The organism is Hamadaea tsunoensis DSM 44101, assembly GCF_000428945.1.
Taxonomy (GTDB): Bacteria; Actinomycetota; Actinomycetes; order Mycobacteriales; family Micromonosporaceae; genus Hamadaea; species Hamadaea tsunoensis.
In genome coordinates, this window is sequence record NZ_AUAX01000018.1 from 46,089 (window position 1) to 60,249 (window position 14,161).

Annotated in this window: 3 protein-coding genes and 1 pseudogene; 3 read left to right on the plus strand and 1 reads right to left on the minus strand. The window is 74.1% G+C overall.

The annotated features are described in order from the left end of the window. Nucleotides 1-7 precede the first annotated feature (7 nt). A pseudogene (locus G401_RS48080) lies at nt 8-5,170 on the plus strand (type I polyketide synthase); the annotation flags it as partial. Further along, the gene (locus tag G401_RS0124450; RefSeq protein ID WP_027344556.1) at nt 5,167-9,435 is read left to right on the plus strand and encodes a type I polyketide synthase; all 4,269 of its coding nucleotides are present in this window, start codon (nt 5,167-5,169) and stop codon (nt 9,433-9,435) included. The pseudogene G401_RS48080 and the gene G401_RS0124450, both read left to right, overlap by 4 nt. A 1,021-nt stretch (nt 9,436-10,456) precedes the next feature. Here G401_RS0124450 and G401_RS0124455 read toward each other — a convergent pair. Next, nucleotides 10,457-13,231 (minus strand): helix-turn-helix transcriptional regulator, encoded by a 2,775-nt coding sequence (locus tag G401_RS0124455; RefSeq protein WP_084557569.1) that lies wholly within the window; start codon nt 13,229-13,231, stop codon nt 10,457-10,459. Nucleotides 13,232-13,392: 161 nt separating this feature from the next. Between G401_RS0124455 and G401_RS0124460 the strand changes: the two genes are divergently transcribed. Then, a complete protein-coding gene (locus G401_RS0124460) occupies nt 13,393-14,157 on the plus strand; it encodes a thioesterase II family protein (protein WP_027344558.1) in 765 nt (254 codons plus the stop codon). Nucleotides 14,158-14,161 lie beyond the last annotated feature (4 nt).

Consider the following 14,161-nt stretch of genomic DNA (forward strand, 5'->3'; position numbering starts at 1 on the left):
CGCCCAGCTCGCCGACGCCCTGCGTCAGTCGGTCGCCGACAACGAACGCCTGCGCCGCCGCGTCGACCGGTTCAGCGAGCCGATCGCGGTCGTCGGCATGGCCTGCCGGCTGCCCGGCGCCGACTCGCCGGAGGCGTACTGGCGGCTGCTGGCCGCCGGCGGCGACGCCATCGGGGAGTTCCCCGCCGACCGCGGCTGGGACGTCGCGTCGCTCTATCCACATCGGACCATATCGCGGCACGGCGGCTTCGTCGCCGCCGCCGGGGACTTCGACGCCGACCTGTTCGGCATCTCGCCCCGCGAGGCGCAGACCATGGACCCCCAGCAGCGGCTGCTGCTGGAGTGCGCCTGGGAGGCCGTCGAGCGGGCGGGCATCGCGCCGCTGTCGCTGCGCGGCACGCCGACCGGGGTCTACGCCGGGGTCATGGTCCACGACTACCCGCTCGCGAGCAGCGACGGCAGCCTCGTCTCCGGCCGGGTGGCGTACACGCTGGGGTTGGAGGGGCCGGCCCTGACGGTCGACACCGCCTGCTCCTCCTCGCTGGTCGCCCTGCACCTCGCGGCGGCCGCGCTCCGGGCGGGGGAGTGCTCGCTCGCGCTCGTCGGCGGGGTCACGGTCTTCGCCGAGCCCGACATGTTCGTCTACTTCAGCGAGCAGGGCGGCCTCGCGCCGGACGGGCGCTGCAAGGCCTTCGGGGACGGCGCGGACGGCGTCGGCTGCGCGGAGGGCGCCGCCGTCCTGCTCGTCGAGCGGCTCGCCGACGCCGAACGGCTCGGGCATCCCGTCCTCGCGGTCGTGCGCGGCAGCGCCGTCAACTCCGACGGCGCCTCCAACGGCTTCACCGCCCCCAACGGCCAGGCGCAGCAGCGGGTCATCCGCGCCGCCCTGGCCGCCGCCGGCCTCCAGGCGTCCGATGTGGATGCGATCGAGGCGCACGGCACCGGCACCGCCCTCGGCGACCCCATCGAGGCCGAAGCGCTGCTGGCCACCTACGGCCAGGGCCGCGAAGAGCCGGTCCTGCTCGGCTCGGTCAAGTCCAACATCGGCCACACGCACGCCGCCGCGGGCGTGGCCGGGATCGTCAAGATGATCCTCGCGCTCGGCCACGAGAGCCTGCCGCGCACGCTGCACGCCGACGTCCCGTCGTCGCATGTGGACTGGGCGGGCGGGCGCGTCGAACTGCTGCGCGAGGCCCGGCCGTGGCCGCGCGGCGAGCGTACCCGGCGGGCGGGCGTGTCGTCCTTCGGCCTCAGCGGCACCAACGCCCACGTCATCATCGAGGAACCCGCGCCCGTCGTGTCGGCCGGTCCCGTCGCGCCGGTCCCGGCCGAGCGCACCGGCGGCCCGCTGCCGTGGCTGCTGTCCGCCCGCACCCCGGCCGCGCTGCGCGGCCAGGCCGCGGCGCTGTTGTCCCTTGTGGACGAACAGCACCCCGACGACGTCGCCTTCTCCCTGGCCACCTCCAGATCCGCGCTACCGCACCGAGCCATGATCACTTCAGGTGTACGCGTGGCCCTGCGAGCCCTGTCCGACGGCACCGCGGCGCCGGGGCTGCTCACCGGGGCGCCCGGCGAAGGACGGCTGGCGTACCTGTTCACGGGGCAGGGGGCGCAGCGGGTCGGGATGGGCCGCGAACTCCACGAGACCTTCCCGGCCTTCGCCGACGCCCTCGACGCCGTGCTCGCGTACCTGCCGGGGGAGGTGAGGGACGTCCTGTGGAACGACGCCGAACGCCTCGACCGCACCGGGTACGCCCAGCCGGCCCTGTTCGCGGTCGAAGTGGCGCTCTTCCGGCTGCTGGAGACGTGCGGGCTGACCCCGGACGCCGTGGCCGGGCACTCGATCGGCGAGATCGCGGCCGCCCACGCCGCCGGGGTGCTGACCCTGCCGGACGCCTGCGCGCTCGTCACCGCCCGGGCGAGCCTGATGCAGGAACTGCCGCCCGGCGGCGCGATGGTCGCCCTCGTCGCCACCGAGGACGAGGTGCGCCCCCTGCTCGGTCCCGGCGTCGACCTCGCCGCCGTCAACGGTCCCCGCGCTGTGGTGATCTCCGGCGCGGCCGCCGAGGTGGCCGCCGTGGCCGCGAAGTTCGACACCGCCCAGCCCCTGCGCGTCTCGCACGCTTTCCACTCGCCGCTGATGGAGCCGATGCTGGCCGCGTACCGGGCGGTGGCGGCCGGGCTCTCCTACGCCGAGCCGCGGATCCCGGTCGTCTCCACCGTCACCGGCGAGGCGGCCGCCCGGGGCGAGCTGACCGACCCCGAATACTGGGTACGCCAGGTCCGGCGGCCGGTCCGCTTCCATGACGCCGTCCGGACCCTCGCGGCCACGGGGGTCCGGCGGTTCGTCGAGGTCGGGCCGTCGGGCGTGCTCACGGGACTCGTCGCGCGCGCCCTCGACGGGGACGCCGACGTCTGCGTACCGGTGCTGCGGCGCGACCGGTCCGAGGCCGAAGCGTTCGCCGCGGCACTGGGCGAGCTGCATGTGCGCGGTGTGGCCGTCGACTGGCGACCGGTCTTCACCGGCCGCGGAGCGCGCCGCGTCGACCTGCCCGTGTACGCCTTCCAGCGCCGCCCCTACTGGCTGCGCCCCGATCGCGTGGACGTGGCCGGGGCGGGACTGGCGGCCGCGGCGCACCCCCTGCTCGGTGCCGTCGTCCAGCTGCCCGGCGACGAGGGGGTCATCCTCACGGGACGGTTGCCGGGGGACGCCTGGCTCGCCGACCACGCCGTCGCCGGGCGGCCCGTCCTGCCCTCGACCGCCTACGTCGACCTGGCCCTGTACGCGGGCGCCATGGCCGGCTGCCCGCACCTCGTCGAACTGGTCCTGGCGGCGCCGCTGCCGACCGACGGCGCCGAACCGGTCCACCTCCAGGTACGCGTCGGCGCGCCGGACCACGCCGGCGACCGCCCGGTGACCGTCCACTCGCGACCCGGCACCGACGGCGACTGGACCCGGCACGCCGCCGGTACGCTGTCCGCCGCCGTCCCGGTGCCGCCCGGCCTGACGGGCGAGTGGCCGCCGCCGGGTGCCGAGCCGATCGACCTGACCCGCGCGTACGAGGACCTGGCCGCGGGCGGGCTGCGGTACGGCCCGGCCTTCCAGGGACTGCGAGCCGCCTGGCGATGGGGCGACGAGGTCTACGCCGAGGTGGTACGCCCGGCTGCCCTGCCCGCCGGGACGTTCGGCATCCATCCGGCGCTGCTGGACGCCGCCCTGCACGCGGGGGCCCTGGCGGGCACGGACGGGCCGCCGATGGTCCCGTTCTCGTGGAGCGGCGTGACCCTGGGCACCGGGCGGCCCGCGTCGGTACGCGTACGCCTGCGTCCGGCGGGCGGGGACGGCGTCGAGGTCACCTGCGCCGACGGCACCGGCGCCCTGGTCCTGCGGGCCGACGCGGTGACCGTCCGCCCGGCCGCGCCGGTGAGCGGCCGCGGCAGCCTGCTGACGCTCGCCTGGACCGCCGCCGCTCCACCGTCCATGGTGGACGACATCGTCGTGCTGGACGACATCGCCTTCGTCGGGACGGATCTGCCGGCCGACCTCCTGGACGTGGCGCCGGTGGCCGTCGCGGACCTGGCGGACCTCGCCGGCGAGCCGGCCGTCGTGGTCGCCCCCTTCTTCACGGACGCCGACGCCTTCCGCCGACCCGACGACGCCGACGGCACCGATCTGGGCCGGCGCGGGCTGGAACTCGTCCGGAGCTGGCTGACCGACCCTCGCTGGGAACGGTCGCGCCTCGTGCTGCTGACCCGGGGCGCCGTGGCCGCCGCCGTCGGCGAGAGCGTCACGGACCCGGCCGCCGCGGCGCTGTGGGGGCTGATCCGCTCCGCGCAGGAGGAGGCGCCCGGCCGCTTCGGGATCGTCGACGTCGACGACCGGACGGTGTCGCTGCTCGCCCTGCCCTCGGCCGTCGCCGACCCCGGCGGTCAGCTCGCCGTACGCGACGGCCGCCTCCTGTCACCGCACCTGACCCACGCGGCCCCGGCGCCGGCGGGGCGGCCGGCCCTGCCCGGAACCGTGCTCGTCACCGGCGGTACCGGTGCCCTCGGCGGCCTCGTCGCCGAACACCTCGTGACCGCGCACGGCGTACGCGATCTGCTGCTCGTGAGCCGGCGCGGACCGGACGCGCCGGGCGCCGCGGAACTGTCCGCCCGCCTGACGGGCCTCGGCGCGCGCGTGACCGTGGCGGCCGGTGACGTCGCCGACGAGAAGGCGCTGCGCGGCCTGCTCGACGGTGTGGACCTGTCCGGGGTCGTGCACTGCGCGGGCGTCCTCGCCGACGCGACGCTGGCCACGATGACAGCCGAGCAGTGGGACACCGCCCTGCGGGCGAAGGCCGCCGCGGCGTGGACCCTGCACCGGGCGACCGCCGATCGGAACCTCGCCATGTTCGTCCTCTTCTCCTCGGTCGCGGGCGTCTGGGGCGCCGCCGGGCAGGCGAACTACGCGGCCGCGAACGCGCTGCTCGACGGGCTGGCGGCGTACCGGCGCGGGCTCGGGCTGCCCGGGCTGTCGGTCGCCTGGGGGCTGTGGGCCGGCGACGGGATGGGCGCCCTGCTCAGCGACGCCGACCGGCGCCGGATGGCCCGCGCGGGGATCGGCGTCCTCGGCACGGCCGACGGGCTGGCCCTGCTCGACCAGGCCCTCGGCGGCACCGACCCGCATCCGGTGGCCGTCCGCCTCGACCTCGCCGCGCTGCGTACATCCGGGGCGGACGTGGCGCCGATCCTCGCCGGGCTGGCCGGTCCCGCCGCCCGACCGGCGACCGTGGACACCGGAGCAGCCCTGCGGCAGCGCTTGGCCGCGCTCGACGCGCCGGCCGCGCTGGAAGCGGTCACCGACCTCGTCCGCCAGTACGCCGCCGCGGTCCTCGGCCACGGCGACGCCGCCGCGATCGAGGCGTACCAGCGCTTCGGCGATCTCGGCTTCGACTCACTGACCACGGTGGAGCTGCGCAACGGACTCGCCGCCGCGACGGGTCTGCGGCTGCCCGCCACGGTCGTGTTCGACCACCCGTCGCCGCGCCGGCTCGGGGAGCACCTGCTCGCGCTGCTGCGCCCGGCCGATCCGGCGGTCCCCGAGGACGACGATCTCGCGGAACTGGACGCCGACGCGCTCATCGACCTGGCGTACGCCGACGGTGACGCCACTGGGAGGCTGGGATGACCGACTCGACCGAGCGCCTGACCGAGGCCCTGCGCAAGGCGCTGCGCGACGTCAAGCGGCTGCAGCAGGACAACCAGCGGCTGGCCGAGGGCGACGCGGAGCCGATCGCGATCGTGGGCATGGCCTGCCGGCTGCCGGGCGGCGCCGACGATCCCGAGGCGCTGTGGCGGCTCGTGGACGGCGGGACCGACGCGATCTCCGGCTTCCCCACGACCCGGGGCTGGGATCTCGACAACCTCTACCACCCCGACCCCGACCACCCCGGCACCACGTACGCCGTCCGCGGCGGGTTCATGACCGCGCCCGAGGAGTTCGACGCCGACTTCTTCGGCATCTCCCCGCGCGAGGCGGTCGCGATGGACCCCCAGCAGCGGGTGTTCCTGGAGTGCGTCTGGGAGGCGTTCGAGGACGCCGGGATCGACCCCGAACCCCTGCGCGGCAGCGACACCGGAGTCTTCGCCGGCGCGGCCTCCTCGGACTACGGCGGCTACGACAGCACCGCCGACGAGGGCGCCGAGGGCTACCGCGTCACCGGCAACGAGCTGAGCCTGGTCTCCGGCCGCGTCGCGTACGCGCTGGGCTTCGAGGGCCCGGCGATGAGCATCGACACCGCCTGTTCCTCCTCGTCGGTGGCGGTGCACCTCGGCGTACGCGCGCTGCGGCGGGGGGAGTGCTCGCTGGCCGTGGCCGGCGGCGTCATGGTGCTCGCCACGCCGGGCATCTTCGTGGACTTCGCCCGCCAGCGCGGCTTGGCCCCGGACGGCCGGTGCAAGTCGTTCGGCGACGGCGCCGACGGGACCGCGTGGTCGGAGGGCTGCGCCGTGCTGATCCTGGAACGGCTGTCGGACGCCCGGCGGCTCGGGCACCCGGTCGCCGCGGTCATCCGGGGCACGGCCGTCACGTCGGACGGCGCCTCGCACGGGCTCACCGCGCCCAACGGTCTCGCACAGCAGGCGGTCATCCGCAAGGCGCTCGCCGACGCCGGGCTCCATCCGTCCGATGTGGACGTCGTCGAGGGGCACGGGACCGGGACCGTTCTCGGCGACCCGATCGAGGCGCAGGCGCTGCTGGCCGCGTACGGGCAGGACCGCACGCAACCGCTGTGGCTCGGATCGCTGAAGTCGAACGTCGGGCACACGCAGGCCGCCGCCGGGGTCGCCGGGATCATCAAGATGACGATGGCGCTGCGGCACGGGCGGCTGCCGCGTACGCTGCACGCCGACCAGGCCTCCCGGCACGTGGACTGGACGGCCGGCCGGGTCGGGCTGCTGACCGGGGCGCGGCCCTGGACGGCGACCGGGCGGCCCCGCCGGGCGGGCGTCAGCTCCTTCGGGATCAGCGGCACCAACACGCACATCGTGATCGAGGAACCGCCCGCCGTCCCGCCGCCTGCCTCCGCCGCAGTTGACGGCCCGGTCGCCTGGCCGCTGTCGGCGAAGTCCCCCGAGGCTCTCGCCGCCCAGGCCGGCCGGCTGCTCGCCCGGGTCGACGAGACCGCGGACTGGGTGCCGGCCGACGTCGCGTACGCGCTGGCCGCCACCCGCTCGCACTTCCGGCACCGGGCGGTCGTCCTCGGCACCGGCCCGGGCGAACTGCTCGACGGGCTCAAGGCCCTGGCCGCGGGGGATCAGGGGCCGGTCTTCGGCGGAGTGGCCGACCCGGCGCTGACCGGCCTCGCCGAGCGTTACACCGCCGGGGAGACCGTCGCGTGGCCGGTGACCCCCGGTCACCCTTTCCGCCTGCCCACGTACGCATTCCAGCGCCGGCGCTACTGGCTCACCCCCACCCCGCAGGCGGGCGACGTCGCGGCCGCCGGACTGCGACCGGTCGGCCACCCGCTGCTGACGGCCGCCGCCGAGGACCCCGAGTCCGGCACGACGGTCCTGTCGGGACAGTGGTCCGCGACCGGCCAGCCGTGGCTCGCCGACCATCGCATCGGCGGGCGGACCCTCGTGCCCGCCACGGTGCTCGTCGAACTCGCCGTACGTGCCGGCGACGAGACCGGCACCGGCGAACCGGCCGAGCTGATCCTCGAAGCCCCGCTCGAACTTCCGGCCACCGGCGCCCTCCAGGTACGCGTCATCGTCACGAGTGCGGGGCGCCTGACGATCTGGTCGCGACCGGCCGCCGGGGACGCCGCCTGGCAGCGCCACGCGAGCGGAACCCTGAGCCCGGACGCGCCGCCCGCACCGCCGGTCGCGACGGCCTGGCCGCCCGCGGACGCGGAGCCCGTCGACCTCACAGCCGCCTACGAACGCCTGACCGGACTCGGGTACGCCTACGGCCCGGCCTTCCAGGGCCTGCGCAACGCCTGGCGGCGCGGCGGCGAACTGCTGGCCGAGGTGAGCCTGCCGGACGGCGTACCGGCGGGCGGCTTCGGACTGCACCCGGCGCTCCTGGACGCGGCGTTGCACATCGTGCCGCTCGCCGGGACCGGGGCCGCCGAGGTGCCGTTCGGCTGGTCGGGCGTACGCCTGCACGCCACCGGCGCCCGCGACCTGCGCATCCGGCTCACCCCCGGCGAGTCCGGCGCCGCCGTGTTGACGGCTGTCGATCCCGCGGGAACGCCCGTCCTCACCGTCGCGGCGATCACCTCACGGCCCCTGGGCGCCGACAACCCGCTCCACACGCTCGACTGGGCCGACGTCGCACCGGCTTCCGGCGTACACCCGGTGGAGGTCAAGGATGTCGCGGACCTGGACGGCCTCGCGGAGCCGGCGCTCGTGTTCTTCCGGGCCCCGGCCGGCGACGGGCCCGAGGCCGCGCACGCGACCGCGCGCGCCGCGCTCGCCCTCGCGCAGGCCGTGACCGGGCGGTTCGCGGCCACCCGGCTCGCCGTCGTGACCGACGGCCAACTCGCCCACGCGCCCCTGCGCGGCCTGCTCGCCGCCGCGAACGCCGAGTTCCCGGGCCGGTTCACGCTGGTCGAGACGCAGGCGGAGGTGCTCGTGCCGCCACCGGCCGAGCCGTTCGCCGCCGTGCGCGACGGGCGCCTCCTCGCGCCGCGCGTCGTGCGCGCCGCGCCCGGCCTCCCCGCGCCGAGGTTCGATCCACAAGGGACGGTCCTGGTCACCGGCGGCACCGGCGCCCTCGGCCGCGTCGTCGCCCGCCACCTCGTCACCGCGCACGGCGTGCGCCACCTCGTTCTCGCCAGCCGCCGCGGCGGCGCCGAAGACCTGCGCGCCGAACTGCTCGCCCTCGGCGCGACGGTCACCGTGGCCGCCTGCGACCTGTCCACAGAATCAGGTGTACGCGCAGCCCTGTCCACTGTGTCCGATGACCACCCGCTGACCGGGGTGGTGCACGCCGCCGGGATCGTGGACGACGGCGTCATGGCGGCCCTGACCCCGGACCGCCTGGCGGCCGTGCTGCGCCCGAAGGTCGACGCGGCCTGGCACCTCCACCGCCTGACCGCCGGCCTCGACCTGGCCGCGTTCGTGCTCTTCTCGTCCGCGTCGGGCGTCCTCGGCGCACCCGGCCAGGCGAACTACGCCGCCGCCAACACCTACCTCGACGGTCTGGCGGCCCACCGGCGATCGCTCGGCCTGCCCGCGGTGTCGATCGCCTGGGGCCTCTGGGACGGCGACGGCCTGGGCGCCCGGCTCACCGACGCCGACCGCGACCGGCTGGCCCGCGGCGGCATGCGTACCCTCAGCGCCGAGGAGGGCCTGGCACTCTTCGACACGGCCCTCGGCGCGCCGGACCCGGTCGTCATCGCGGCCCGCCTGACCCTCACGCGTACGCCCGCTCCGCGTACGGAACGCCCCGCCGCCGGCTTCACACTGCCCGCCGGGGCCGACCGCCGGCAGGCGCTGCTCGACCTCATCGGCGTCACGGCCGTCGCGGTCCTCGGCCGCGATCGCCCGATCGACCCCGCGACCGGCTTCCTCGACCTCGGCTTCGACTCGCTGACCGCGCTCGAACTGCGCAACAAGCTCGACGCGGCGACCGGCCTGCGACTGCCCGCCACGGTCGTGTTCGACCACCCGTCGGCGGAGGCACTGGCCGCGTACCTCGACGAGACGCTGACCGCTTCGTCGGGTGACTCGGGAGTTTCCGGGGTTTCGGGGCGTTCTGGGGTTTCCGGGGTGGAGGCCGGTCTGGCGGCGCTGGAACACGAAGCCCGGTCGGCGGTGGCCGACGAGTCCGTGGCCGCTCGGCTCCGCGCCCTTCTGGCGGCCTGGACGCCTGCGTCCGATGTGGATTCACTTGCGGAGGTCTCCGCCGACGAGCTCTTCTCCATCCTCGACGACGAACTGACCTGACAGCTCCTGGGCTCCTTGATCGAGGCGGGTACCCGGTCGTCACGACAACCCGCCTCGTTCTTCGTTGCACGAACGATCACACACATGCGGGCGGAGAGCCGGATGCGGTGGCGCGGGACCGGCCTTTGTCGCGACTGTCCGATATGAAAGCTCGGTTGCCGGCGACGCTTGTGATCGTTGACGGCTGGGGTGTGAATTCGGCCCGCTTGTGCATGATCATTTACGGTTCTGGAGCGCGTTGACCGCCCTTGGCTACACCTGAGACGTAATTGATCATGCATAGGGCAGCCGGAATCACGCCCCAGCCGTAAATGATCAAGAAATCAGGGGGCCCGGTCCACTTGTCCACCTCGCCAGAGACCAAACGCGGGTACAACCGGGCATCCGTCAAGATCGCCTCGAGTGCACGGCCCACCCGACTGCCCACATCGGACAGTCGCGACAAAGGTCAGGGGTGAGGGGGTAAACGGTGACCGAACCGCGGTGGAGGATGCGTCGCCCCACTCACCTGGCAGTGGAGGCGCCTCCGGCGCCGGAACGGTCTCCCGCGCGAGGAGCGGAGGTGAGATCGACGTACCCGGGACAAAATGATCTTGACTATGAAGGTGGCTCTCCGCCGCTGGGTCTCGATCCAGTACCCGGATGCTGTAGTAGTGGATCTCCATGGCGTGATCGAGTTCCCTGGAGCTGCGGAATCGGCCCGTTTTCTGCAGGATTTGGGAACTTGATCATGCCTTCACGTCTGACAGGGCGACCTCCGTCCCTCGAGTGATTGTTTACCGCCATTACGGCAGGGCGCGGCGGATAGCCTTGATCAAGTACCGGCTATTCGGCAAGGAAGCGTTCTCCCGCCTATATGACGGTATTTGATCAAGGAAATCGGCCTCGCGATGCCGTATTGGTGGTATTTGATCAAGGCGGCCGCCGTTATTGATCGCTGGCGGGCGGGAGCGATGTCGTCAGCGGTGACGGATTACCCACACATGCAACCAGAGAGCCTTGAGTCTGAAGGTGATCTTGGTTAGTCGATGAGTTGCATGGGGAGTTCGCTGCGGCTGCGGATGCCGAGCTTGCGGTAGACGCGGGTGAGGTGCTGCTCCACCGTGCTCACCGTGATGAAGAGGCTGCCGCCGATCTCGCGGTTGGTCTGGCCGAGCGCGGCCAGCTGGGCGACGCGGAGTTCGGCCTCGCTGAGCACCATCGACTCCAGCGGGTCGTCGGTCTGGGCGGCCGGGTCCTCGCGCGGTTCGGGCGGCGGGCTCGGCGGGGTCTCCCGCCAGACGCGGGTGGCCGGGGGACGCGGACCCGCCGCCGTGGCTCCGGCGAGTTTGCGGGTGCCGGTGGCTTCGAGGAGGTCGCCCTCGCGCTGGAAGGTGTCGGCGGCCTGGCGCAGCAGGACGGCACCCTCGGCCGGTGTGGCGGCCAGGCCGAGGACGCGCAGTCCCAGCGCCCGGGCCCGTGGGTCGGCCTCCGGCGACCGGGCCAGCTGCTGGCGGGCCAGTTCCTGGGCGACCGGGCCGTTGCCGAACCGCAGGTACGCCTCGGCGAGGTCGGCCCGCCAGGGCACCAGGGCCGGCAGGTCCACCTCGAGCGCGTCCAGCAGCCGGCGGCAGTCCATGAAGTCGCTGATCGCGGCGAGCAGGCGGCCGGTGGCGAGCTGGAAGCGGCCGCGGGCCCGCAGGTAGAGCAGGCCGCCGATGGTCTTGAAGGCGCCCGGTGGCACCGGGTGGCGCAGGACGCGGGCCGCCGCTTCGTGCCGGCCGGCCACGGTCTCGGCGGTGACCAGAGTCGCCAGCGGGTGGGCGATCGACACCCCCCAGCTCTCGGCGGGCAGCCGGTCCAGGGCCTGGCGGGCCTGGGCGGCGGCCTCGGTGGGGGCGCCCCGCCGCAGGACGAGCCCGGCGCCGACCGCGCCGAGGAAGGCCTGCCAGGTGAGGGCGCCGCGCCGGCCGGCCTGGTCGACCAGCTGGGCGCACCAGCGCTCGGCGCATTCGCCCTGCCCGCCGTACGCCAGTGCCGTGACGGCCGTCGCCAGAGCCTCCAGAGTGGAGTCCTCCAGCGGGCAGTTGTGCAGGATGCGCTCGGCGCTGGCGGTGCTCGCGGCGCTGCCGGGCGTACGCCACACCTCGGCCAGGCCGGCGGTCGTCTGCGACCAGGGATCGCGGTCGCCGGCGCCGGACTCCACGGGGGCGACCGGACCGGCGTGGCCGGGGCCGAAGTGCCACTGGGCGGCCAGCGTCAGGGTGGCCCGCGACCGGGAGTCGATCTTCTGGCCGGACTCGTGCCAGCCGCTCACGGCGTCGGCCAGCCCTTCGCGGTCGCCGTTCCACAGTGACAACCGGGCCCGCGCCATCGACTCCGCCCGCTCCGGCGGCACGCCCGGCTCGGGTTCGTCGAGGGCGGCGAGACAGGAAGCCGACACATAGGGGTTGACGCGGAAAGTTACCCGCGCGAGCGCCACCCGGATCATCCGGCGCTCGGCCCGGTCGGTGGTCGCCGTCAGGGCCAGTTCGAGGCAGCGGCCGGCGAAGGCCAGGTCGTCGCGTACGGTGGCGATCTCGGCGGAGCGCCGCAGGACCCCGGTCGACCAGTCGGGCGCCACCTGTCCGGCCGCCACGAGATGCCCGGCGATCTCCTCGGCCGGCGCGGCCTGCCGGTACTTCGCGTGCGCCACCTGAAGATGCAGCCGTGACCGCGTCGCGGGCGGCAGGGCGTCCGCGGCGGCCACCTTCGCGGCCGGGTGACGGAATTGACCGTTCTCGATGAGTCCGATATCCGTCAAGACCGCCAGGGCGTCCTCCGCGACCGCAGAGCTGACCCCGGCCGTGCGGGCGAGGGCGCCGTGGCCGGCGTACTCGCCGAGCATCGCGAGCGTCCCGGCGATCTCGCGCAGCGCGGGCTCGTGCCGGTGCAGCAGGGCCACGACCGCCCGGCCGAAGGCCGTGCCCGCCACGACCTCGCCGTCCCCGGCGAAGTCCTCGGCCAGCGCGGCGGCCAGCATCGGATTGCCGGCGCTGAGCGTACGCAGGCGGGTGGCCTGCTCGGCGGTCACCGGCCCGGCGATGGGCGCGGTGAGCTCGGCGATCGCCTGGTCGTCCAGCGGCCGCAGATGCAGCCGGTCGTGGGGCAGCCGGTCGAAGTGCGCGGTCATCTCCGGCCGGGAGCTGTCGCCGCGGTCCAGGGTCAGCACGATGAGGATCTGCACCGACCGGATGCGCCGCTGCAGTTGCAGCAGCAGTTGCAGGGAGCTGGCGTCGGCGTACTGCAGGTCGTCGACACCGATGACCATCGTGCGCCCCCGGGCCAGGCCGAGCAGGATGTGTCGGATCTCCTGGACGATCGGGCTCAGCGCGGCCTCGGGATCGGCGACCCCGGCCACGCGCTCGCCGACCTCGTGCAGGATCTCGGCGACCTGATCCGCCACATTAGCCGGTAGCGCGGACGAATTGATGAACAGCTGTTCAATAATTCCTGTCCCGTAATTCTGCTCGTCCGGCGCGCCAGTGGCGCTCAGAGTGAGCGTGCCCGAATCCGCCGCGAATCGCAGAAAATCGTTCAATAGATGAGTCTTGCCGCTCGCCGTCCCGCCCTCGACGATGACCAGCCCGCCCGCGCCCGCCGAGCATGCGACCAGCTTCTGCTGCAGAAATGACAGTACTTCGCCCCGCGCCGAAGTACTTGTCGGCCTACCCCTGGGCACGTGAACTCCACCCCAATTGCCAAGACTGATGACTGTCCACCGGCGACACCGCCATGTCGAGCCGAGGACGTCTCTGTCTCTACTGCCACCGACCATAAGGGATATACAGGAGAGTTGATGTGGCGGGGCATCGACCGGAAGGCCGGTCGGGCGCGGACTGGTCGGCCTCTTGCCTCTCAGCCGGGTCGGCGCACCGGAAATCCAGGGGCGCCATAGGGGTTGATCGACAAAGGTCGACGTGGAATAGTCACTTAGCTATGTCAGCAGTCACCGAGAACCTCTCGCTCTGGTTCCGGCAGTTCCATCCCGCCCCCGCGGCGCCCCTGCGGCTCGTCTGCTTCCCGCACGCCGGCGGCGCCGCCACCTTCTACTTCCCGGTCGCCCGTGCCCTCGCGCCCGGTGTCGACGTCGTCGCCGTGCAGTACCCCGGCCGCCAGGACCGGCGCGGCGAAGCCTGCGTCGACGACATCGAGCGGCTGGCGGACCTCGTCGTCGCCGAGCTGCGGCCGCTGTGCGACCGGCCGGTGGCCTTCTTCGGGCACAGCATGGGCGCGATGGTCGCGTACGAGGTGGCCCGGCGGCTCGAGGCCGAGGGGATCGTCCCCATCGGACTGTTCGCCTCCGGCCGGCGGGCGCCCTCGACGCGGCGGCACGAGACGGTCCATCTGCGCGACGACGACGGCATCGTGCGGGCGCTGCGGGAGCTCAGCGGCACCGACGCGGCCGTCCTGGCCGACGACGAGCTGGTCCGCATGATCCTCCCGGCCATCCGCGGCGACTACAAGGCGGTGGAGACGTACGCGCACACCCCTGGCCGGGAACTGACCTGCCCCGTGCACGTCCTGATCGGACAGGCCGACGAGATGAGCACAGTGGACGAAGCCGAGGCGTGGCGGCGGCACACCACCGGGCCGTGCACCGTGGAAGTGTTCCCCGGCGGGCATTTCTTCCTCGTCGAGCAGGCCCCCGCCGTGCTGGCGAGTCTGCGGGCGCGGCTGGCGGACTGGCGTACCAACCCCTAGCGCG